Below are 21,135 nucleotides of genomic sequence, written 5' to 3' on the forward strand. Positions count from 1 at the left end.
TCGGCGGCGCCCGGTGAGCACGGACTCACCGGGCGCCGCCCGGTTCACCCCGCCGGTTCGAAGGACCGGGTCATCTCGTCGAGCAGGGCCCGGTCGGCCTCCCAGTCCTCCTCCGGGGAGACCAGGAACAGGGCGTAGCCCTTCTCCTCGGTGTGGAACGCCCGGTTGACCGCGTGCATCCGGCCGCCGGAGCCGTCGAAGGCGAACTCCCAGTCGGCGGCGCTGACGTAGTCGTCGAGGTAGGGCTCGTCCAGCGCGGTGATGGACACGAGCTCGTAGCCGCCGAAGTTGGCCGAGATCGCGCCCTCCTGGGCCTCCCAGTCCTCCTTGGCGTTGTCCCCCGGGTCGTCGGTCTGGTCGACCTGGAGGTAGCCGCCGGCCGGGTCGGTGAAGAACACCCCGCCGTCGCGGCGCTCCACCTCCCAGCCCTCGGGCACGTCGAGGGAGAAGCCGGTCTCGTCCTCGTGCCGGGCCATGGGCGGGCCCGCCTCCTCCGGCTCCGGGGACTCCTCGGCCCCGTCGGCGGGCTCCTCCTGCCCCGCCGACTCCGCGGAGTCGGCCAGACCGGCCTCGGTGCCCGCCGAACTCCCGCCCGCGCCGCCGCCCGTCGACTCGGCGCTGGTCTCGCGCCCCAGCCACAGGGCGAGCCCGGCCACGACCACGAGCGCCACGACCGCCAGCACGGCCGCGAGGACGTACCTGGCGTACCTCTGGGGGTCGCCGGGACCGCTGCCGGCGCCCGGCCCCGGCGGGGCCGGGGCGGGCGCCGGAGCCGCGGCGAAGGAGGCGGTGTTCCCGGTGGGCTCGGGACCGCCGTCCCGGACGGCCCGCGCCTCCTCGGGGTCCATCGCCGCGACGCGGTACAGCGCCTCGCGGGCCTGCTCCACGGTGAGCCGCCGCCCGGGGTCCTTCCGCAGCAGCCCCTCCAGCACCGGACGCAGGGGGCCGGCCGCCTCGGGGGGCGGCACGTCCTCGGTGACGACGGCGGTCAGCGTCGCCATGGGGCTGGAGCGCTGGAACGGCGGGGTGCCCTCCACCGCCGCGTACAGGGTCACGCCGAGGGCCCACATGTCCGTCGCCGGCCCGGCGGGTTCGCCGCGGGCCTGCTCCGGCGCGAGGTAGTTGGGCGAGCCCAGGAGGTTGCCGGTGTTGGTCAGGCTGGTGCTGCCCTCCAGCCGCGCGATGCCGAAGTCGGTGAGCACGGCGCGGTCGTCCTTGGCGACCAGCACGTTGCCGGGCTTGATGTCGCGGTGCACGACGCCCCGGGAGTGCGCGAGGGCCAGCGCCGCGACCACCTGCAGGCCGATTCCGGCCATCCGCACGGGCTGGAGCGTGCCGTGCTCCTTGATCAGCTCGCTGAGGGAGTGGCCGCGCACCAGCTCCATGACGATCCACGGGCGGTCGTCGCCCTCGACCACGTCGAAGACGGTGATGATCGACGGGTGGCTGAGCTGCGCGGCGCTGCGCGCCTCGCGCAGCATCCGGGTCCGCAGGATCTCGACCTCGTGCTTGGGCAGGTGGGTGGAGAGGGTGAGCTCCTTGATGGCGACCGGGCGGTCCAGCAGCTCGTCGGAGCCCTGCCACACGCGCCCCATGCCGCCCTCGCCGATCAGATGGGACATCCGGTAGCGCCCGGCGAGCAGGTGTCCCGGTTCCGATTGCTCAGTGCTCATAAGGTTCGAGGTTCCTCGTGCTGGGAGGCAGACGCGCGCGACGGCCGCGGCGCCACTCTGGGGAGTGTAAAAGGCCGCGGGGCGCCGCAGGGGACGCGACCGAGGCGCCGACCGGACCGGAGCGGCCCGAGGCACGGCCGTCCGGCGCGCCGAGCCGGTCGGGCGCCGCACGGACCGGTGCGGCCGAACCGGCCGGAGCCGCAGGTCCGGCGCAGTGGAGCCGCCCGGAGACCGCACGGCTGGACGCGGCTGGACGCGGCTGGACGCGGCTGAGCCGGTCCGTCCCCGGCGTTGCGGTCGTGCCCCCGGTCGGGCGGGAGCGGGCCGGAAACGGCGGCGCCGCCACGCGCCGGCGGTTCTTGCATACGATGGCGCTGTGATTTGTCCCAAGTGCCAGAGCCGCATGATCACTTTCGACCGCATGGGGATCCACATCGAGCAGTGCGAGCGCTGCCGCGGGGTCTTCCTCGACGCCGGTGAGCTGGAGCAGATCGTCAGCGCCGAGCAGCGCCACTACGGTGGCGCGGCCCCCTACGGCCACGGCGGGCGCCCCGACTCCCCCGGCCCCTACCGGGGGCGCCCCGACTCCCCCGGTCCGTACCGGGGCGGCCGCGGCGGCTACCCCGACTCCCCACGGCCCTACGGCCGCGGCGGTTACCCCGACTCGCCCCGCCCCTACGGCCACAAGCGGCGCAAGAGCTTCCTCGAAGGCCTCTTCGACTGACGCGCCGTTGAACCTGCTGATCTGCGCGCGCTGCGGGGCGCGCACCGACTCCCCCGTCGTCGAGTCCGGCGATCCGGTGGTCCGCTGCGTCGAATGCGGCCACCGGCAGCCGTTCCTCCGGCTCCCGCTGTACTGCGTCACCGGCCCGAGCGGGACGGGCAAGTCCACGGTCGCCCGGCTGCTCACCGAGCGGCTGGCCGGCCGGTTCGTGCTGCTGGAGCAGGACGTGCTGTGGCAGGCCGGGCTGCGCGACCCCGCCGACGACCACCGGCTGTTCCGGTCGGCGTGGCTGCGGCTGGCCGCGATGATCCACCAGAGCGGACGGCCGGCCGTGCTGTGCGGAACGGTCGTCCCGCCGGAGTTCGAGCCGCTGCCGGAGCGGGCGCTGTTCCCCGAGATCCGCTACCTGGCGCTGGTGTGCGACCCCGAGGTGCTGGCCGAGCGGCTGCGGTCGCGTCCGGCGTGGCGGGGGTGGGACGAGCCGCGGATCGCCGAGATGCTCGACTACGCCGAGTGGGTCCGCTCCGGGGCCGCGGCGATGGACCCGCCGGTGACCCTGGTGGACACCACGCGCGCCACGGTCGAGTCCACCGCGGCCGAGGTGTGCGCGTGGATCACGGCGGACGCGCCCGCCGCCCCCGCGAGGGAAGGCCCTCCGGAGGCCCTTCCGGGCTCCCCGCCGCAGCCGGCCAGGAGGTCCTGACCCGCCCGCGGCGGACGCGGAGCCGTACCCTCCGTGCCCGGCCCCGCCACACGCCGCTCCCCGACGTCGTCCCCCCGGTGGGCGCGGCGCTGGATACGGTGTCGTGACCGGCCCCGGTGGCCGGGAGTGGACACGGATGGGTGGTGGTCGCATGCCACGCGGGTCGACCGGTCGGAAGGGCGCGGCGGCCTGGCGGTGGAGCCGCACGGCCGAGACGCGCAAGGGACTGCTGAAGGCGGCCAGGGAGGTCTTCGCCGAGCGGGGCTTCGCCGAGGCGGGCGTGGCCGAGGTGGTGGAACGGGCGGGCTCCAGCGTCGGCAGCATGTACCACCACTTCGGCGGCAAGGCCGAGCTGTTCATGGCGCTGTGGGAGGAGCACCAGCAGGCCCACGAGCACGCCGCGGCCGCAGCGGTGGCCGCGGCCCGCGCCTCGGGCGAGGAGGACCCGCTGGAGCTGTTCACCGTGGGGGCCCGCGCGTTCCTGGAAGGGTCATGGGAGCGCCGCGACCTGGCCCGGCTGTTCATAGACGGCGACGGCCCGCCCGGCTTCGAGCTGGTCCGCCGGACCCGCACCAGGAAGTGGGTCCGGCACAGCGCCGCCCTCCTCGGCGCCGGCTCCGCCCCCTCCGACCGCATGGCTGTGGCGGTCCTGACCACCGTCATCGCCGAGGCCGGCCGCGAGGTCGCCGTCTGCGAATCCGCCGAAGAGGCCGAGGAGGTCACCACCGCCGCCCTCGCCTTCATCCGCCGCCTCGACCCGGTGGAGACGGGCGGTGGCGGATCCGAGCGATGCGGATGTTCCCCCGCCGCGCCCGCCTCTGCCCGCCGGTCTTGATCCTGAGTTTCAACCTCGACCCCAGGGGGCCGTGAAGCCCGGCCCCAGGAGGGAGTGGGCGCGCGGGTGAGCCCCCTCCACCTCGACCCCAGAGGGTCTTCAAGGCCAACCCCAGGAGGGACGGCGCGCGGGTGGGCGATGCTCTCGCGTGGCCGAAGGCCCGTGGACGCAAAATCGCCCACCCGCGAGCGAAGCGCACGCCGACACCATGGGCACAGACCGACACCCCGGTTTCGGCCTGGAGCCCGAGCAGGCGGCGTGGGCGGCGCGGCGCCGGGGCGATCCCTTTGGGGGCCTACGGCCACACGAGAGGCTCGCCCGGTCACCGCGGATCCCACCTGTGGCTGAGGCTTCACAACCCCCGGTGGCCGAGCGCCGCGGACTCCGGTCTCGGGCCAGGGGCGCGGACCTCGCCGGTGGCAGCGCACGGCGGCCCCCGCCGCACGGGCGGGGGCCGCCGCACGGGCGGGGGCCGCCGTGGTCTCCGCGGCTTCGCGGTCTCAGCCCGTTCGGGCCGGTTCCCTGCGTTCCGGGGCGTCGGACGGGGAGCGCACCGGCTCCTCGCCGTTGCCGGTCAGGGGCTTGAAGCCGCGCAGCCGCAGGCTGTTGCTCACGACGAAGACGCTGGAGAACGCCATCGCCGCGCCCGCGATCATCGGGTTGAGCAGGCCCGCCGCCGCCAGCGGCAGGGCCGCGACGTTGTAGGCGAAGGCCCAGAACAGGTTGCCCTTGATGGTGCCGAGCGTCCTGCGGGAGAGCCGGATGGCGTCGGCCGCCGCCCGCAGGTCGCCGCGGACCAGGGTGAGGTCGGAGGCCTCGATGGCGACGTCGGTGCCGGTGCCCATGGCCAGGCCGAGGTCGGCCTGGGCCAGGGCCGCGGCGTCGTTGATGCCGTCGCCGACCATGGCGACCGTGCGGCCCTCGGCCTGGAGCCGCTCGACCGCCTCGACCTTGTCCCGGGGCATGACCTCGGCGATGACCTCGTCGATGCCGACCCGGGCCGCCACCGTCCGGGCGACGGTCTCGTTGTCCCCGGTGAGCAGGATCGGGGTGAGCCCGAGGTCGCGGAGTCGGCGGATGGCTTCGGCGCTGGTCGGCTTGACGGCGTCGGCCACGACCAGCACGCCCCGGGCCCGCCCGTCCCAGCCGACCGCGACCGCGGTCGTGCCCTCGGCCTCGGCCGCTGCCTTGGCGCGCTCCAGCTCCTCGGGAAGCCGCTGGGACCAGTCGGCCAGCAGCGCGCTCCGGCCGGCGACGACGGCGCGGCCGTCGACGACGCCCTGCACGCCCTGGCCTTCGACGTTGGCGAAGCCCTCCACGGCCGGCAGCGCGCCGATCCGCGCGGCGGCGCCGGCGGCGATGGCCCGGGCGATGGGGTGCTCGGAGGCGTTCTCCAGCGCACCGGCCAGCCGCAGCACCTCGGCCTCGTCCTCGCCCTCGGCCACCAGCACATCGACCAGCGTCATCTCGCCGGTGGTGACGGTGCCGGTCTTGTCCAGGACGACGGTGTCGATGCCGCGGGTGGTCTCCAGGACCTCCGGGCCCTTGATCAGGATGCCGAGCTGGGCGCCGCGGCCGGTGCCCACCATCAGCGCCGTCGGTGTGGCCAGGCCCAGGGCGCACGGGCAGGCGATGATCAGCACCGCCACGGCCGCGGTGAACGCCGCGGCCACCGAGCCGCCGGTGCCGAGCCAGAATCCCAGCGTGGCCACGGCGAGCGCGATCACGATCGGGACGAAGACCGCCGAGATCCGGTCGGCGAGGCGCTGGGCCTCGGCCTTGCCGTTCTGCGCGTCCTCCACCAGCCTGGCCATCTGCGCGAGCCGGGTGTCGGAGCCGACCCGGGTGGCCCGCACGGCGATGCGGCCGCCGGCGTTGACGGTCGCGCCCGCGACCGGGGAGCCGGGGCCGACCTCGACCGGCACCGACTCCCCGGTCAGCATGCTCATGTCGACCGCCGAGGTGCCCTCCTCGACGGTGCCGTCGGTGGCGACCTTCTCCCCGGGGCGCACCACGAACAGGTCGCCCACGGCGAGCCGGTCGACGCCGATCCGCTCCTCGCGCCCGTCGCGCAGGACCGAGACCTCCTTGGCGCCCAGCTCCAGCAGGGCGCGCAGCGCCGCACCCGCGCGGCGCTTGGAGCGGGCCTCGAAGTAGCGCCCGGCCAGGATGAACGTGGTGACCCCCGCGGCGACCTCGAGGTAGATGTTGGCCGAGCCGTCGGTGCGGGCGATCGTGAACTCGAACGGGTGCGTCATGCCGGGCACGCCCGCCGTGCCGAGGAACAGCGCGTACAGCGACCAGGCGAACGCCGCGACCGTGCCCAGCGACACCAGCGTGTCCATCGTCGCGGCGCCCGACCTGAGGTTCTTCCACGCCGCGACGTGGAACGGCAGCGCGCCCCACACCAGCACCGGCGCGGCCAGCGTCAGCGAGGCCCACTGCCAGTAGGTGAACTGCAGCGCCGGGACCATCGCCATCGCGATCACCGGCACCGACAGCACGGCGCTGACGATCAGCCGGTCGCGCAGCGGGCGGGTGGGGTCGGCCTCCTCGCCCTCGGCCCCGCCGGTACCGGCCGGACGGGACGGTTCGGGCAGCGCCGCGGTGTAGCCGGCCTTCTCGACCGCGGCGACCAGGTCCTCGGGCGCGACGCCGCCGTCGAAGGTGACGCGGGCCTTCTCTGTGGCGTAGTTGACGGTCGCGGTCACGCCGTCGAGCCTGTTCAGCCGCTTCTCGACCCGCGCGGCGCAGGAGGCGCAAGTCATGCCGCCGATGGCCAGCTCGATCCGGCCATCGGACCGGTCGCCGCCGTGGGAACCGCCGTTCATCACCGCTCCTTCAGAGAATGTGGCCATGGTCAGTGCTCCTGACCGGGATCGCCGTGCTCCGCACCGCGGGCCGGCGCGGGGCCGCCGCCGTCCTCGGTCACGGGACCGGGGGAGTCGCTCCCGGCCCCGGCGGGGGCCGCCGGAAGGGCCGGCTCCACCACCTGGCCGAGCCCGAACGCCGCCCCGAAGACCAGCACGAGGCCGGCCCCGTAGCCGGCCAGTCGCGCGGGGACGTTCATGACAGCTTCTCCCGCTTCTCCCGCTTCCCCTTCATCTCGTATCCGGCCTCCTCGACGGCGCCGCGGACCAGGGCGTCGTCGATCGGCGCCGCGCTGGTGACCGTGACCGCGCCCGTGGCCAGGTCGACGTCGACGCTCTCGACCCCCGCGATCCCGCCGACCTCCTCGCGGACCGAGCCGACGCAGTGGCCGCAGGTCATTCCCTCAACGCTGTAAACAGTGACGGCCATTCCAACCTCCTGGAGACACGCACTCGATCGCCTTCCCTCTATAAGTACCATACCCCCCTAGGGTATGTCTCGTCGATTCCGGAACCCGTGGACGCCGAAGCCCGGATCCGAGAGGGCCGCGCTCCGAGGTCGATAAGGTCGGGATCGGCGCAGAAGGGCGGAGGGCGTGGTGGAGATGCACACCGAACCGGTCCGCGTCCCGATGCGGGCGCCGTTCGCGGCGGACGCCCTGTTCGGCTTCCTGGCGACCCGGGCGGTCGCCGGGGTCGAGGCCGGCGACGGATCGGTCTACCGGCGCACGCTGCGGCTGCCGCACGGCCCCGGCGCGCTGGAGGCGCGGTGGCGGCGGGACGGGCACGCGCTCGACTGCCGGGTGTACGCCGCGGACCCGCGAGACCTCGCCGACGCGCTGGGCGCGCCGCACCGGATCTTCGACACCGCCGCCGACCCCGCCCGCATCGACGCCCGCCTGGGCCGGGATCCCGTCCTGGCCCCGCTGGTGGAGCGCGCGCCGGGCACGCGCTCCCCCGGCCAGGCCGACGGGTTCGAGATGGCGGTGCGCGCGGTGCTGGGCCAGCAGGTCAGCGTGGCCTCCGCCCGCACCGTCGCCGCCGGGCTCACCGCGCGCTACGGGACCCCGCTCGGCGCGCCGGTCATGGGCCTGACCCACCTGTTCCCCTCCCCCGACGCGCTCGCCGCGGCCGACCCCGCCGATCTGCCGATGCCCGCCGGCCGCAAACGCGCGCTGCTCGGCCTGGCCCGCGCGGTCGCCGACGGCGAGATCGACCTGGGCCCGGACGCCGACGTCGAGGAGGCCGCGGCCCGGATGCTCGCGTTGCCCGGCATCGGCCCGTGGACCGTCGGCTACGTGCGCATGCGCGCGTTCGGCGACGGCGACGCGTTCCTGCCCACCGACATCGGCGTGCGCAACGCGCTGCGCCGCCTGGGCCGCTCCGGCGATCCGAAGAGCGCCGAAGAGCTGGCCCGGAACTGGACCCCTTTCCGTTCCTACGCCCTGCACCACCTATGGGCGGCCGCGGCCCGCCCCGGACCGGCCGCCGCCACCGAGGAGGAGAGCCCGTGACCCGTGCGACCGCCGCGCCGACATGGCTGCTGTTCGACTACGTGGGCGTCCTGACCGAGGACCCGCACGCCTCCGACTCCGCGGCGCTGGCCGCGGCCTCCGGCGCGGTCACGGAGGCCGAGTTCTGGGACGCCTACTGGGCCGACCGCCGCGACTACGACATCGACGCGCTCGACGGCACCGGCTACTGGCGGGCGGTCACCGGCAGGCTGGGCCGGCCCTGCGACGAGGCCCGGGCCGCGGAGCTGGTCCGCCTCGACATCGCGGCGCGGACGCACTGGCGGCCGGGCGTCCTCGAACTCGTCGACGCGCTGGCGGCGTCGCGCGGGCACCGGATCGCGATGCTGTCCAACCTGCCCCGCGACCTCGCCTCCGCGCTGCGGGAGTCACCGCTGGCCGACCGCTTCGACCCCATGCTGTTCAGTTGCGACCTCGGGCTGGTCAAGCCCGACGCGGCGAGCTTCGGCGCGGCGCTCGCCCGCATGGACGCCGACCCCGGCGACGTCGTCTTCATCGACGACCGCGTCGAGAACACCGACGCGGCCGAGGAACTGGGCATCCGCTCGATCGCGTTCACCGACGACCAGACGCTCCGCCGCGACCTGCACGCCCTGCTCGGATGAGCAGAGGCGGGCGCGTCCCCTTCCCGTCGAGGCTGCGGAGAACCACAGGTGAATCGTCCGACGGCCACCCTGGAGGCGACGGGGCCCGCGGCTGAGGGCTCCGGCCGTGCCGACCGTCCTCCCGGATCCCGCGACCTCTCGCCCCGCCCTCGCACGCCCGCGTCCGGCGTTACCCCCGGGCGCGGCGTCAACGCGGCCCGTGCAGTCGGTCCAGCAGGTGCTCGCGCAGGGCGGCGGCGTTGTTGTGCTCGGTGTCCCTGGCCGCGTAGAGCAGGGTCACCGGCCCCTCGCGGGCGGCGTCCAGGAGCGGGGCGAGGGCATCGGCGCCGAGGGCGTCGAGCTCGGCCCGGTAGCGCTCCCGGAAGCCGTCCCAGCGGTCGGGGTCGTGCCCGAACCAGGTGCGCAGCTCCCTGCTCGGTGCGAGCCCTTTCGGCCACCCGTCGAGCGGGAGGTCGGCCTTGCGCACGCCGCGCGGCCACATGCCGTCGACCAGGAAGACCCGGCGCCCCCGCAGCCCGGACCCGTCGCGCACCTCGGCGTCGTGGACCCGCCGGATCTCGATGTCGGCGGTGCCCTCTGTGCTCCCCGCGCCTCCCGCGTCCCCGCGTTCACCGTTCATATCCGGCGCCTACCCGATGCGCGGGCGCGGCATACGCGGGCGCGGCGTACGCGCGGCCCCGCGCCCCGGCGACGTGAGCGCCGGGCCGGTCAGTCGCCCCTGCTCCGCAGCAGCGCCACCTCGGCGCGCAGCTCACGGAGTTCGGCGAGGATCTCCTCCTGGCCGACCTGCCGCCGCTCCTTCTCCTCGTCGTCCTCGTGCTCCAGCGCCTCCACGGCCACGGCGATGAACAGGTTCAGCGCGATGAAGGTGGAGACCAGGATGTAGCCGACGAAGAAGATCCACGCCGCGGGCTGCTCCTCCATGACCGCCTTGGCGATGCCGCTCCAGCCGTCGCCCGTCATGATCTGGAACAGGGTGAACAGCGACACCCAGAGGTCGCCGAAGTGGTCCGGGGCGATCGCGCGGAACAGCTTCGTGGCCATGACGGCGGCGACGTAGAGCAGCAGCGCCACCAGCAGGGCGATGGAGGCCATCCCCGGCAGCGCCTTGAGCAGGCCGGCGACGACGTGGCGCAGGGTCGGGACGACCGATATCAGCCGCAGCACGCGCAGCACCCTGAGCACGCGCAGGACCGCGAAGGGGCCCGACGCCGGGAGCAGCGCGATCAGCACGATGGCGAGGTCGAAGCAGCTCCACGGGTCGCGGAAGAAGTTCCCGCGGTGCGCGTAGAGGCGCAGGGCCAGCTCGACCACGAACACGGCGAGCACGCACATGTCCACCAGGTGCAGGGTCTCGCCGTAGCGGTCGACCCACCGCGGCGACGTCTCCACGCCGAGGACGAACGCGTTGACCAGGATGACCGCGATGACGGCCGACTGGAACCAGCGGGCCTCCACGACCGCCCGGACACGGTGCCGCAGGACCAAGAGAGGGCTCCGCTCAGGTGTGACCGAGAGTAGGGAGGCAAGAGCCTACTCGCAGGCCGGCCGGAGCACGGCGGCGATCGTCCCGCATCGCCCGCATTGAGCGGGTTTCGGGCGTGCCGGAACCGGGTCCGGCACGCCCGTCATGAGGTGTCGTTCGGGCCGTCGTTCGGACTCAGGCCCGGATACCCGCCGAGCTGCGTGACGGCGCCGCCTCGCCGGGCCCCCAGCACTCCACGCCGGTCAGGTCCGGCATCCGGTCCCGCTCGAAGACGGGGTCGAGCCCCTGACTGCGCTGCTCGATGTAGTCCTTGGCCAGCCGGGCGGCGATCACGCCGAGCGGCGCGATGGCCAGCAGGTTGACCAGCGCCATGACGCCCATCGAGGTGTTGGAGAGGTTCCAGATCAGGTCCACCGAGCCGATGGTGCCGAGGAAGGTCATCAGCAGGAAGACCCACTTGTAGGCGGTCATCACGCCGGTGCTGCGGGTGAGGAAGCCGATGTTGGCCTCGCCGTAGTAGTAGTTGCCCAGCACCGAGGTGAAGGCCAGCAGCAGGATGATGGCGGTCAGCAGGTGCAGCGACCAGGTGCCGAGGTTGGCCTCCAGCGCCTCCTGCGTCATGACCGGGCCGCGGTTCTCGCCGTAGACCGGGTCGGACAGCAGGATGATGAAGGCGGTGGTGGAGCAGACGATCAGGGTGTCGAAGTAGACACCGAGGGTCTGCACCAGGCCCTGCTTGACCGGGTGGCTGACCGCGGCGGTCGCGCCGGCGTTGGGGGCCGAGCCCAGGCCGGCCTCGTTGGAGAACATGCCGCGGCGCACGCCCTGCACGATCGCGGTGCCCACACCGGCGGCGGCGAGCTCGCGGAACCCGAACGCGTGCGTCACGATCTCGGCGAGCACACCGGGGATCTTCTCGATGTTCATAGCGATCACGACCAGGCCCATCAGGATGTAGAGGAGCGCCATGAACGGCACCAGGGCCTGCGCGACGTGCGCGATCCGCCGCACGCCGCCGAAGATCACCGCTCCGGTGACCAGGACCAGCGCCACGCCGATCGCGGGGGCCATCCAGCCGGCGACCCCGATCCCCGAGGCGTCCACCGATTCCCTGACGGACAGGGAGATGGTGTTGCTCTGCACGGCGTTGAAGACGAACCCGAACGTCACGGTGATGACGATCGCGAAGATCACGCCGGCCCAGCGCGCGTTGAGTCCGTGCTGCATGTAGTAGGCGGGGCCGCCGCGGTAGCCGGTCCTGTCACGCACCTTGTACAACTGCGCGAGCGTGGACTCCACGAAGCTCGTCGCGCCGACCAGCAGCGACATCAGCCACATCCACAGCACCGCGCCCGGGCCGCCCAGTGCGATGGCGGTGGCCACGCCGGCGACGTTGCCGGTCCCCACCCGCGCGGCGGCGGAGATCGCGAAGGCCTGGAACGACGAGACCGGCTTCTTGCCGTCGGGCGCCGTCTCGTTGGTGCCGCTCAGGGCCCGGAACATCTCGGGGATCATCCGGAACTGGACCAGGCCCGAGCGGAACGTGAAGTACAGGCTCAGTAAGACGAGCAGGGGGATGATGAGGTACGACCAGAAAGCGTTGTCGAAGGCGACGATCGCATCGTTGAGGGATTCCACGCGGGGACTGCTCCTTGTTCCTCTGGTTCACCGGGGGGTTTCCGGTTCGCCGGTTCTTTCCGGTTCGCCAGGTTCTTCTGGTTCCACCGAGACGGCAACGCCGTTCTATACCCGTTAAGCGCCGCATCTCACCCCCAAGAGCGATCCAGATCACCATAGAGGCCTGTCCCGGTGCGGCCGCTGCGGCTGCAACGTCCTAGGCTGCGGGAACGTGACCGTTCTCAAATCGATCGTGCTGTTCGCCCTGGCCGCCCTGGCCGAGATCGGCGGCGCCTGGCTGGTCTGGCAGGGCGTGCGCGAACACCGGGGCCTGCTGTGGGCGGGCGCCGGCGTGATCGCCCTGGGCCTCTACGGCTTCGTCGCCACCCTGCAGCCCGACGCCCACTTCGGCCGCATCCTCGCCGCCTACGGAGGCGTGTTCGTGGCCGGCTCCCTGCTCTGGGGCATGCTGGTGGACGGTTTCCGCCCCGACCGCTACGACCTGGCGGGCGCGGCCCTCTGCCTGGCAGGGGTCGCGGTCATCATGTACGCCCCCCGCGGAGGCTGAGCGGGGAAGCGAGAAGAGCCGCCCCGGCAGACCCAACACCCGACACACCTTCCCGAACCCCCACCCGGCCGTCGCCGCCCGCCTGAACCCCCGACCCCGAACCACCCGGCCCCCGGGAGGCGAGTGCGGGATCATGGGGAGGATATGGCCTACCGCTACGCGACCGACCGCGCCGACCGCTCCGACCTCGCGAGCGGGCAGGTGCTGCGCTCGGCGCCCGGACATCCGGGGTTCCCGGTGCGGTTGGCCGACGAGCTGTTCCAGCGCGCGTCCGCGCATTCGCCCAACCGGCCTGTGACGCTGTGGGACCCGTGCTGCGGCAGCGGATACCTCGCCGCGGTGCTGGGGCTGCTGCACCGCGACCGGCTGGCGCGCGTGCTGGCGTCCGACGTCGACGACGCGGCGGTGCGGCTCGCGGCGCGCAACCTGGAGCTGCTGACCGAGCGGGGGCTGGCCGGGCGCGAAGGCGAGCTGCGGGCGCGCGCCGCGGAGTTCGGCAAACCGTCCTACCTGGAGACCGCCGACGCCGCGCGCCGGCTCGCGGCGCGGCTGTCCGGCCTCGGCGGCGACCTCCCGCACGAGGCGTGGCCGGGCGACGCGTTCGCACCGGCCGAGCCCGGGCACCCGGTCGACCTCGTGCTCACCGACGTGCCCTACGGCGACCTCACCCACTGGTCGGGCGCCGTCCCCGGCGCCGACCCGGTCCCGGCCCTGCTGCGCTCGCTCGCCGGGGTCCTGCCCGGACCGGCCGTGCTCGCGGTGACCGCCCGCACCCGCAGGATCGCGGTGCCCGACGGCGTCCGCCCGCTGGAGCGGCTGCGCGTCGGCAACCGGGCCGCCGTCCTCCTGCGAGCCGCCGACCTGCACTGAGCGGTTTCTCGCCGATCTCGACGGGGTCCTTGCGGAGGGCGGGGCCTGAAACGGCGGCGGTGGGGTCCGCGGGGTCAAGACCGGCGGACAGGGGCACGCCGACGCGGGTCCCCGCCCGCCCTCACCGCCGCTTCTCCCGTTCCCGTCCGGACCGCCCGCCACCCGGCGGCGGGCAGGGCCGCACCCAGGATCCGGGGCCCGGGCCCCGGACGTGGCCGGTGAGGACTCAGTGGTGCCGCTCGCGCCGCACCCGGCCTTCGTCCCAGACGGGGTCGGCCGACTCGTACACCGCGCCGTCGGCCCCGAAGACCAGGTAGCGGTCGAAGGAGCGCGCGAACCAGCGGTCGTGGGTCACGGCGAGCACCGTGCCCTCGAACGCCTCCAGCGCGGTCTCCAGCGCCTCGGCCGACTCCACGTCCAGGTTGTCGGTCGGCTCGTCGAGGAGCAGCATCGTGGCCCCGGACAGCTCCAGCAGCAGCACCTGGAACCTGGCCTGCTGGCCGCCGGACAGCGTCTCGAAGCGCTGGTCGCGCTGGCGCGCCAGCTCGTAGCGCTGCAGGACGGGCGCTGCCAGGTCCAGCGGGCGGGCGTGGTCCTGCTCCAGGATCCCGGCCGGCGTCCGGCCGTTCCACTCCGGGTGGTGGTGGGTCTGGGCGAAATGGCCGGGAGCCACCCGCGCGCCCAGCCTCGCCCGTCCGGTGTGCGCGACGGCGGCGGGGTCGGCGAGCAGGCGCAGGAAATGCGACTTGCCCGAACCGTTCGAGCCGAGCACCGCCACCCGCTCGCCGTAGAACACCTCCACCGAGAACGGCTTCATCAGACCGGTGAGCTCCAGATCCGTGCAGGTCAGAGCGCGCACACCGGTGCGGCCGCCGCGCAGCCGCATGCTGATGTTCTGCTCGCGCGGCGGCTCCGGCGGCGGCCCGACCTCCTCGAACCTGCGCAGCCGGGTCATGGCGGCCTGGTACCGGCTGGCCATCCCGTCGTTGTTGGCCGCCTTCTGCCGCAGGTTGCGCACGAGCTCGCGCAGGCTCGCGTGGCGCTCGTCCCATCGGCGGCGCTGCTCGGCGAAGCGTTCGTGCCGGTCGCGGCGCGCCTGGTGGTAGCTCGCGAACCCGCCGCCGTGTACCCACGCCGAGTTGCCGACGGCCATACCGCCCTCCAGCGTGACCAGGTGCGTCGCGGTGCGGGCGAGCAGCTCCCTGTCGTGGCTGACGAAGAGCACGGTCTTGGCGGTCTCGCGCAACCGCTCTTCGAGCCACCGCTTGCCCGGCACGTCCAGGTAGTTGTCGGGCTCGTCCAGCAGCAGCACCTCGTCGGGTCCGCGCAGCAGCGCCTCCAGCGCCAGCCGCTTCTGCTCGCCGCCGGAGAGCGTGCCCAGTTCGCGGTACTGCGCCCGGGCGAACGGCACGCCGAGCGCCGCGACCGTGCAGACGTCCCAGAGCACCTCGGCCTCGTAGCCGCCCGCGTCGGCCCAGTCGGCGAGCGCCTGGGCGTAACGCAGTTGGACGGCCTCGTCGTCGCGCTCCATCATGGCGAGTTCGGCGGCGTCGAGCTCCCGGGCCGCGGCCCGCACCTGCGGCACGGCCACCGAGAGGAGCAGGTCGCGCACTGTGGAGTCGGCGCCCAAGGGGGCGGCCACGCCGTCGGCCCCGGCGCCGGCGTTGGCGTGCGAGCCGATGAACTGGCGCATGATCCCCAGGCCGCCGCTGCGGTTCACCGTTCCGGCTGAGGGGGCCTCGTCCCCCGCGATGATGCGCAGCAGGGTCGTCTTGCCGCTGCCGTTGGCGCCGACGAGCACCGCCTTCATGCCCTCGCCCACGCGGAAGGACACCTCGTCCAGCAGCGTCCGGCCGTCGGGCAGCTGAAAACCCACTCCGGCGAGATCGATATGGCCCATGGGACCCCACTATCCCGCCGGAAGCGCGGGCGGCGCGAACCGTTTTCCGCGGCGCGCGCCGCTCAGCCGAGGACGGCGCCCGAACTGCAGGCGTAGAGGATCAGCAGCAGCAGGGCCGTCGCCGCGATCGAGACGGCGATCGACCCGAAGCAGCCGAGCCGGTTGCTGAAGAAGACGAACATGGTGTCCCCCTGCCCCGCTCCCCACCGCCGCACTCCTGCCCGTACGGCCCCGCTGGTCTGCGGCGCCGTCATCGTCATCCGGAGAAGGCGGGAACGGAGGCGCGCCCCGCCCCGCCACGACCCGGGCGGCGATGCGCGCGGGGATCTCCGTCGGCGGCACCTCCTACACTGCCGGCCATGTCCTCCTTCAGCGGCTGGGCCTGTTTCGATCTGCTGCCCGATCAGGATTCACAGCATTTCCTCCGGAAGGTACGCGATCTGCCTGCGCTGGCGGACGAGGAGGCGCACGTCCTCGTCCGGGACCGCAGGGTCTTCCTGCTCTTTCCCCGCTCGCCCCTGCCGCTGACGGACGCGGGGGCCGCCCTCGTCCCGGGAGCGGCCGCCCGCGCGGTCGTGGCGACCGACTTCGACGAATACGGCGTGATCAACGAAATCATCGATTCGGACGGCAAGACCGTTCACCAGGCGGCCATCGACGAGCAGGACTCCGGGATACCCGAGAACGATGATTCCGCGGCCCGGCGGCGGGCCGCGGCCCTGTTCGGGGTGGACCGCGCCGACCTCGACGAGGTGTCGCGGACCTGGGACGCCGACGGAGCGCGGCCGTCCGTCCTCGGCACCCCCTACCTGCGGTGGTGGGACGCCTTGGGCGTGCCCTGGCCCGAGGACTTCGCCGACGGCGCCGTTCCGCTCCCCTGAGGCGGACCGGCGTGCCGCCGCCGGACGCGGGGCGCGGTACCGGCCGGATGCGGACGGCGACGCCGTGTGATGCCGCTCATCGGAACCGTGCGGCGCGCCCGCTGCGTCCGATCACACAGCGGAGCGGAAACCGGACGTGAGGGACGTGAGGCGTGGGAGGAACCATGAACAAGAAGGCGGCCATGGGCAGCGGGATGGCCATCGGCGTGGCCATCGGCGCCGCTCTGGGGATGACCATGGACAACGTGGCCGTCGGAATCGCGTTCGGCATCGGAATCGGCATGGCTTTCGGGATCGCGTTCTCCCAGCCCGACAAGAAGGATTGAGCCCGCGGGGGCGCTACAGTGCGATATGAGGGCCTCCTCGAAAAGCCGTGCGCCCGCGTCGACGAACAGGACCCGCCAGCGTGAACGATCCAGGAGAGGTCTCGGCCCGGCCGGAACCCGGGTCGGCCGAGTCGTCGGAGCAGCCGGCCCCGCCGGCACGTCCCCTTCCGCCGGGGCCGCCCACCGGTCGGCTGGACCGCTGGCTGTGGGCCGTCCGGCTCACCAAGACCCGCGCGGAGGCCGCGCAGGCGTGCAGGGGCGGCCATGTCCGGGTCAACGACCGGGCGGCCAAGCCCGCCACCCCGGTACGCGTCGGTGACGTGGTCAAGGCCCGGGTCCACGGCATCACCCGGATCGTCGATGTCAGCCACGTGATCGAGAAGCGGGTCGGCGCGCCCGTCGCCGTGCGCTGCTTCGTCGACAACACCCCCGCCCCGCCGCCGGATGCCGCGGCACCGGTGGCCCGCCGCGAACGCGGGGCCGGCCGCCCGACCAAGCGCGACCGCCGCAGGCTCGACCGCCTCCGCGCCGACAACGGTTGACCCTCCCGGCCCTTCCTTGAGCGAGGCCTCAGCTCTTCGGGGCGGGGCGACCTCCCGGCGCTACCGCCTGCGCCGCCGGAGTCGGTGGAACGCGATCGAGCCGCCCGTGGCGACGCCGGCGATGATCGTCACCCTTCCCTCGTCCGAGCCGAGCAGGATCTGGACCACTCCCAAGACCACGAGCAGCACCGCGCAGACACCGGCCACCCACATACCCACTGTTCTCAGCATCGCCGCATCGTAGCCACGCCCACGGGAGGTGTCCACGCCGTCAAAAAAGCCCGGGGCCTGTCCGGCTCCGGGCTTCTGTGCTGATCATCGGGGTGGCCAGGGGCGGGGTCGAACCGCCGACCTTCCGCTTTTCAGGCGGAGCAACCGGCCTGGACTGACCGAACGAGCGTGGACCGACGCGGGCCGGTGACCGCGCTCGGCTGCCCGTGGTCGCCGCCGTTGCTGTCACCGTTGCTGTCACTCGCGCCCCGTATCTTCCTGCTCAACGGGCGGCAGGGGCCGACCACTACAGCAGAGGGAAGGGGGCGCTCCTCCCCTGGCCCGATCTTCCGGCGACCCCAGCGGCGACCGGCCACGGTTTCCGGTCCGAGGTGCTCGGTCGCGCCGGGGCCTCGACCGAAGACAGACAGAGTCGCGCGACCGAGTGCCTCGGGACCGAGAGCGCCGGATGGCCGAGGGGGGATGATCGAATCGGCGTGTGACGCTTCTGCATCCTGTCCGTGGGCGACGGCGCGGCCCCGTGTGGAGGGATGAGGTTCCGGTGACGCTCGCTCCTGCCGACCCCGGCCGTCGGGCGCGCGCTCGGGACCGGGCGGCAGCCCGCAGCCCGAGCGATGGGCCGACGTGCCGGTGCGACGGCGCGAAGCGCCGTCGCCTTGATCTCACATAGCCCAATTCGGCAGTGCTGTGCGGAAGCCAAACGGTACTCAAGGGCTATAGGACGTCCCTGACTCCCACGTGCGTTCGAAGCTCTGTAGGTAGGTCGCTGCCATGTCGTGGCTCGCTCGGCCGTCGATGTGGAAGACCGGGGTGGCCGATGCCGGGGCGCTGTAGACGTGCTGGTTGATGAACAACTGATCATCGGCGCGGTACATCGAGTTGTACAGCACCGTCTGATGTAGCCGGAGCTCGATGCCTTCGACGCCGAGTAGAGGGCGGTACAGCACGAGTGCGTTGCGGATCTTGGCCGCCATCGCATCACCGATGCCCTCTTCTTCTCCCCGTTGTTTGACCTGGGGGCTGTTCGGATCGCCCAGCAGTATTCGGACTGCGGTACCGGCGCGCGCTTTGCGCTCGAAGAGGCGCAGGATGCCTGTGTCGTCGGCCAGGAAGAGGCCGCTGTAGACGAGTATCCCGATCTCGTGTTCGGCGGATTCGAAGAGTTCGCGCCATGCCTGGTGTGGGACGGTCCAGCGGTGGGGGTAGAGGTGATGCAATCCTGTTGCGGGCGGTGGCGGGTGCGCTTCGGCCTTCCTGGCCTCGGTCTCGGGCCAGAGCTTGCCCTCTGGGACTCCCACGAGATCGGCGATGGCCCAGCGGTGGCGGGGGTAGGGCTTCTGGCCGGTGATCCAGCGGCGGACGGTCTTGGGGTCCACGCCCAGGCGGGCGGCGGCTTCGGTGTCTGTCAGGCGGGCGGTGGCCAGTGCCTGGCGTAGAACCTCGTTCACGTCGGTGACCTCCGGGACGCGGGGGATCCCGACGATAACAGAAGACGTCCCAAGACGTCCCTCAAGATGTCCGATACGAGGTACACATGTCCGGCTGATCAGACGAGGGTTTCCGCAGGCAGCAAAGACCCCCGCGAGTGCGGCGAACACTCCGGGGGCGTGGTCCCAACCTGACGGAAGCAGGCGGAACATGCGGAACCCTATCGTCCGATATCAGGCCCGGCCTCCTCGCGGGCGGGCGTCTGCGGATCGCCCGCGGCCCTATGTGCCCATCCCGTTCACTCCGGCTCCTCCGGCCTATCCGGTACTGCCCAAAGCGGCCATGGTCCGCCCCTACGTCCTCCGCGAAGAGTGGAGGCGACGGCAGCGGCGCGACGACCGGACTCGCCTGGGCGTCGCGGTCCTCCTGGACATCGCGCGGCCGCTGGAGGCTGCGGCATGACGGGGGCGACGGACCCGCTGCTGCGCCTGCTCCGGCGGGGCTACGGGGAGCGGTGGAACATCCGCAGGACCGAACGCCTGTGGATCGCGAGTACCCGCGTGGCCGATGCCGATCACGCGCCGACCCTCATTGAGAGCGACGTTGACGAGTTCGTGCGGCAGCTGGAGAACCCTCCGGCCAAGGTCGGGCGGCCTCTGCGGGAGGAACCCACAGCCTGAAAAGACCGCCGCGCGGCCGATGCTCCGTCCCTCCCCAATCGGTCGCGCGGCTCCCCCCGTCGGACGCAAGGCAACCAGCGAAGAGGGCAAACGAGGGCTGGGATCATTGTGCAGTACGGCTCAAGTGACATCGAAGGGAACGCCAGGTGAGCCCACGCTCTACCCCGTGGGGGACCTACATGCAGATAGCGGACGCCCTGCGCCGGCGCATCGCCGATGGCGAGCTGTCGCCCGGGGCACCGGTCCCCTCGGAATCCGCGCTGGGCCGGGAGTTCGGGGTGTCGCGCACGACCGTCCGACGGGCGCTGGCGTCGCTGGAAGAGGAACGGCTGATCCGGGCGCTTCCTGGTACCGGGCGCGTCGTCTGCGACCCTTCAGAGAAGGCCGGGGACGACTCCGCGCGGTTGCCGCAGTATCGCCGGATCGCCGCGGAACTGCGGGAGCAGATCAGCAGTGGTGTCCTCGCTCCCGGCGCGCCGCTGCCCAGTGAATCGGCGATCGTGCAGCGCTACGGCGTCTCGCGGGGTACTGCGCGGCAGGCGCTGTCGGAGCTGGAGGGTTCGGGCCTGGTCCGCTCCGTCCACGGCAGGGGCCGGTTCGTCCGGGAGGCCGAAACGCCGTCAGGCTAGCCTGTACATGTGGGACATGTGCTGTGGGCGCGCGACCTCGCTCGGCGTCTCCTCGAAGAGCCGTTGCCGCGACGATGGGCGCACACCCAGGGGGTGGCACAGCAGGCCGAGACGTTGGCGGGTGTACTCGGCGGTGACGCCGACCTCGTCGCGGCGTCGGCCTGGCTGCACGACATCGGATACTCCCCCGCGCTGGTTGCCACGGGTTTCCATCCGTTGGACGGTGCCCGTTACCTGCGCAGTGTTGAGCACACAGACGAACGGCTGTGTTCACTGGTCGCGCACCACTCCGGCGCGCTGGTCGAGGCAGAAGAACGGGGCCTGCGCGGCGACCTCGCGGGAGAGTTCGAGCTTCCGCGCTCTGACCTCCTGGAAGCGCTCACCTACTCCGACATGACGACCGGTCCTGACGGCACACACCTTCCGGTGGAACAGCGCCTGTCGGAGATCCTCACCCGCTACGAACCGGGGGACATCGTTCACCGTTCCATCACGCGATCCTCGCCCGACCTGCTGAAGGCGGTGCAAGCGGTCAAGGAGCGGTTGAGCGCTGCCGACTAACCGATGTGGGGGGCCTGTCGGCCGTCGAGGTGGTGGCTGATGCGTAGCCGCATGGAGCGGTCCATGTCGTAGTCCGCGATGTCGGCCTTGGGCACCCAGCGGGCTTCGCGGGATTCGTCGCTGGGCGTGGGCTCGCCGGAGACGGGGCGCGCGAAGAGGACGATGGAGAACTCCTGGCGGGCCTCGCCGTCGCTCGTGTACAGGATGATGTGTTTGGGGTCGCTGTAGATCCCCGATATCCCGGTGATCTCGCACTCGATCCCGGTTTCCTCGCGGGTCTCGCGGATCGCGGCCTCGGGCACGGACTCGCCCAGGTCGACGGCTCCGCCGGGGACGGCCCAGTTGCCGTTGTCGGAGCGGCGGATCATCAGGATCTCGTCGCGGTCGTTGGCCACGATCACGTTCACCGAGGGGACGAGGCTGTTGGCTGCGGGGGCCTGGGGGTCGTCGTAGTAGTCGATGCGGCGTGCCAAG

General features: G+C 72.9%; 25 protein-coding genes and 1 tRNA gene. 13 read left to right on the top strand and 13 right to left on the bottom strand.

All coding sequences use genetic code 11. The annotated features are described in order from the left end of the window. Nucleotides 1–44 precede the first annotated feature (44 nt). Nucleotides 45–1,673: a serine/threonine-protein kinase gene (locus HDA32_RS26190; RefSeq protein ID WP_179645696.1), complete on the bottom strand. Its 1,629-nt coding sequence runs from the start codon at nucleotides 1,671–1,673 to the stop codon at nucleotides 45–47. 376 nt (nucleotides 1,674–2,049) lie between these two features. On the opposite strand from HDA32_RS26190, the gene HDA32_RS26195 reads away from it, so the two are divergent. From HDA32_RS26195 to HDA32_RS26205, 3 genes are all read left to right on the top strand, one after another. Next, on the top strand, nucleotides 2,050–2,397 hold the full coding sequence (locus HDA32_RS26195) for a TFIIB-type zinc ribbon-containing protein (protein WP_179645697.1): 348 nt from the start codon (nucleotides 2,050–2,052) through the stop codon (nucleotides 2,395–2,397). 7 nt (nucleotides 2,398–2,404) lie between these two features. Beyond that, a complete protein-coding gene (locus HDA32_RS26200) occupies nucleotides 2,405–3,100 on the top strand; it encodes an AAA family ATPase (RefSeq protein WP_179645698.1) in 696 nt (231 codons plus the stop codon). A gap of 151 nt (nucleotides 3,101–3,251) precedes the next feature. Continuing rightward, nucleotides 3,252–3,935, top strand: a complete 684-nt coding sequence (locus HDA32_RS26205; protein ID WP_179645699.1) for a TetR/AcrR family transcriptional regulator — start codon at nucleotides 3,252–3,254, stop codon at nucleotides 3,933–3,935. A 500-nt stretch (nucleotides 3,936–4,435) separates the two neighbouring features. On the opposite strand, the gene HDA32_RS26210 is transcribed toward HDA32_RS26205, so the two are convergent. From HDA32_RS26210 to HDA32_RS26220, 3 genes are read right to left on the bottom strand one after another with little or no spacing between them, the layout of a single operon-like run. Next, nucleotides 4,436–6,766, bottom strand: coding sequence for a heavy metal translocating P-type ATPase (locus HDA32_RS26210; protein WP_179646970.1), 2,331 nt, complete (start codon nucleotides 6,764–6,766; stop codon nucleotides 4,436–4,438). A gap of 29 nt (nucleotides 6,767–6,795) precedes the next feature. Beyond that, the gene (locus HDA32_RS26215; protein ID WP_179645700.1) at nucleotides 6,796–7,005 is read right to left on the bottom strand and encodes a hypothetical protein; all 210 of its coding nucleotides are present in this window, start codon (nucleotides 7,003–7,005) and stop codon (nucleotides 6,796–6,798) included. Next, nucleotides 7,002–7,235 (bottom strand): heavy-metal-associated domain-containing protein, encoded by a 234-nt coding sequence (locus HDA32_RS26220; RefSeq protein ID WP_179645701.1) that lies wholly within the window; start codon nucleotides 7,233–7,235, stop codon nucleotides 7,002–7,004. The genes HDA32_RS26215 and HDA32_RS26220 overlap by 4 nt, the downstream gene beginning before the upstream one ends. Before the next feature lie 175 nt (nucleotides 7,236–7,410). Between HDA32_RS26220 and HDA32_RS26225 the strand changes: the two genes are divergently transcribed. Further along, nucleotides 7,411–8,319: a DNA-3-methyladenine glycosylase family protein gene (locus HDA32_RS26225; RefSeq protein WP_179646971.1), complete on the top strand. Its 909-nt coding sequence runs from the start codon at nucleotides 7,411–7,413 to the stop codon at nucleotides 8,317–8,319. Continuing rightward, a complete protein-coding gene (locus HDA32_RS26230; protein WP_179645702.1) occupies nucleotides 8,316–8,942 on the top strand; it encodes an HAD-IA family hydrolase in 627 nt (208 codons plus the stop codon). The genes HDA32_RS26225 and HDA32_RS26230 overlap by 4 nt, the downstream gene beginning before the upstream one ends. 187 nt (nucleotides 8,943–9,129) lie before the next feature. On the opposite strand, the gene HDA32_RS26235 is transcribed toward HDA32_RS26230, so the two are convergent. From HDA32_RS26235 to HDA32_RS26245, 3 genes are all read right to left on the bottom strand, one after another. Then, a complete protein-coding gene (locus HDA32_RS26235) occupies nucleotides 9,130–9,561 on the bottom strand; it encodes a DUF488 domain-containing protein (RefSeq protein ID WP_179645703.1) in 432 nt (143 codons plus the stop codon). Between the two features lie 89 nt (nucleotides 9,562–9,650). Next, complete coding sequence (locus HDA32_RS26240) at nucleotides 9,651–10,430, bottom strand: ion transporter (RefSeq protein ID WP_179645704.1); 780 nt, start codon at nucleotides 10,428–10,430, stop codon at nucleotides 9,651–9,653. A gap of 172 nt (nucleotides 10,431–10,602) precedes the next feature. Further along, nucleotides 10,603–12,066, bottom strand: coding sequence for an alanine/glycine:cation symporter family protein (locus HDA32_RS26245; protein WP_179645705.1), 1,464 nt, complete (start codon nucleotides 12,064–12,066; stop codon nucleotides 10,603–10,605). Between the two features lie 211 nt (nucleotides 12,067–12,277). Here HDA32_RS26245 and HDA32_RS26250 point away from each other — a divergent pair, with 211 nt between their 5' ends. Both HDA32_RS26250 and HDA32_RS26255 read left to right on the top strand, forming a co-directional pair. Beyond that, a complete protein-coding gene (locus HDA32_RS26250; RefSeq protein ID WP_179645706.1) occupies nucleotides 12,278–12,613 on the top strand; it encodes a YnfA family protein in 336 nt (111 codons plus the stop codon). Nucleotides 12,614–12,757: 144 nt separating this feature from the next. After that, nucleotides 12,758–13,483 carry an rRNA methyltransferase gene (locus HDA32_RS26255; RefSeq protein WP_179645707.1) on the top strand — a complete coding sequence of 242 codons (726 nt, stop codon included), beginning with the start codon at nucleotides 12,758–12,760 and terminating at the stop codon, nucleotides 13,481–13,483. Nucleotides 13,484–13,709: 226 nt separating this feature from the next. Here HDA32_RS26255 and HDA32_RS26260 read toward each other — a convergent pair whose 3' ends face one another. Continuing rightward, on the bottom strand, nucleotides 13,710–15,383 hold the full coding sequence (locus HDA32_RS26260; protein WP_179645708.1) for an ABC-F family ATP-binding cassette domain-containing protein: 1,674 nt from the start codon (nucleotides 15,381–15,383) through the stop codon (nucleotides 13,710–13,712). 62 nt (nucleotides 15,384–15,445) lie between these two features. Continuing rightward, entirely contained in the window at nucleotides 15,446–15,643 is a 198-nt protein-coding gene (locus tag HDA32_RS26265; protein WP_179641204.1) for a hypothetical protein, read from the bottom strand. 99 nt (nucleotides 15,644–15,742) lie between these two features. Here HDA32_RS26265 and HDA32_RS26270 point away from each other — a divergent pair, with 99 nt between their 5' ends. The 3 genes from HDA32_RS26270 to HDA32_RS26280 all read left to right on the top strand — a co-directional run bounded on the left by HDA32_RS26270 (nucleotide 15,743) and on the right by HDA32_RS26280 (nucleotide 17,132). Then, nucleotides 15,743–16,264, top strand: a complete 522-nt coding sequence (locus HDA32_RS26270; RefSeq protein ID WP_179645709.1) for a hypothetical protein — start codon at nucleotides 15,743–15,745, stop codon at nucleotides 16,262–16,264. A 164-nt stretch (nucleotides 16,265–16,428) separates the two neighbouring features. Beyond that, nucleotides 16,429–16,590 (top strand): glycine zipper domain-containing protein, encoded by a 162-nt coding sequence (locus tag HDA32_RS26275; protein ID WP_179645710.1) that lies wholly within the window; start codon nucleotides 16,429–16,431, stop codon nucleotides 16,588–16,590. A 191-nt stretch (nucleotides 16,591–16,781) separates the two neighbouring features. Beyond that, on the top strand, nucleotides 16,782–17,132 hold the full coding sequence (locus HDA32_RS26280) for an Hsp15 family ribosome-associated heat shock protein (RefSeq protein ID WP_179646972.1): 351 nt from the start codon (nucleotides 16,782–16,784) through the stop codon (nucleotides 17,130–17,132). A 60-nt stretch (nucleotides 17,133–17,192) separates the two neighbouring features. Here HDA32_RS26280 and HDA32_RS26285 read toward each other — a convergent pair whose 3' ends face one another. From HDA32_RS26285 to HDA32_RS26295, 3 genes are all read right to left on the bottom strand, one after another. Further along, nucleotides 17,193–17,363 carry a hypothetical protein gene (locus HDA32_RS26285; protein ID WP_179645711.1) on the bottom strand — a complete coding sequence of 57 codons (171 nt, stop codon included), beginning with the start codon at nucleotides 17,361–17,363 and terminating at the stop codon, nucleotides 17,193–17,195. Nucleotides 17,364–17,456: 93 nt separating this feature from the next. Continuing rightward, nucleotides 17,457–17,518: transfer RNA gene (locus tag HDA32_RS26290), tRNA-Ser, on the bottom strand. A gap of 552 nt (nucleotides 17,519–18,070) precedes the next feature. Next, nucleotides 18,071–18,811: an XRE family transcriptional regulator gene (locus HDA32_RS26295; protein ID WP_312863334.1), complete on the bottom strand. Its 741-nt coding sequence runs from the start codon at nucleotides 18,809–18,811 to the stop codon at nucleotides 18,071–18,073. Nucleotides 18,812–19,249: 438 nt separating this feature from the next. On the opposite strand from HDA32_RS26295, the gene HDA32_RS26300 reads away from it, so the two are divergent. The 3 genes from HDA32_RS26300 (at nucleotide 19,250) to HDA32_RS26310 (ending at nucleotide 20,661) form a co-directional block, all read left to right on the top strand. After that, nucleotides 19,250–19,471: a hypothetical protein gene (locus HDA32_RS26300; RefSeq protein WP_179645712.1), complete on the top strand. Its 222-nt coding sequence runs from the start codon at nucleotides 19,250–19,252 to the stop codon at nucleotides 19,469–19,471. 146 nt (nucleotides 19,472–19,617) lie between these two features. After that, nucleotides 19,618–20,100 (top strand): GntR family transcriptional regulator, encoded by a 483-nt coding sequence (locus HDA32_RS26305; protein WP_179645713.1) that lies wholly within the window; start codon nucleotides 19,618–19,620, stop codon nucleotides 20,098–20,100. Between the two features lie 9 nt (nucleotides 20,101–20,109). Next, nucleotides 20,110–20,661: an HD domain-containing protein gene (locus HDA32_RS26310; RefSeq protein WP_312863335.1), complete on the top strand. Its 552-nt coding sequence runs from the start codon at nucleotides 20,110–20,112 to the stop codon at nucleotides 20,659–20,661. Here the strand turns inward: HDA32_RS26310 and HDA32_RS26315 are convergent. Then, nucleotides 20,658–21,134, bottom strand: coding sequence for an NUDIX hydrolase (locus HDA32_RS26315; protein WP_179645714.1), 477 nt, complete (start codon nucleotides 21,132–21,134; stop codon nucleotides 20,658–20,660). The two genes, HDA32_RS26310 and HDA32_RS26315, sit on opposite strands and share 4 nt — an antisense overlap. Between the last annotated feature and the right edge of the window lies 1 nt (nucleotide 21,135).

It is taken from the genome of Spinactinospora alkalitolerans (assembly GCF_013408795.1).
Taxonomy (GTDB): domain Bacteria; phylum Actinomycetota; class Actinomycetes; order Streptosporangiales; family Streptosporangiaceae; genus Spinactinospora; species Spinactinospora alkalitolerans.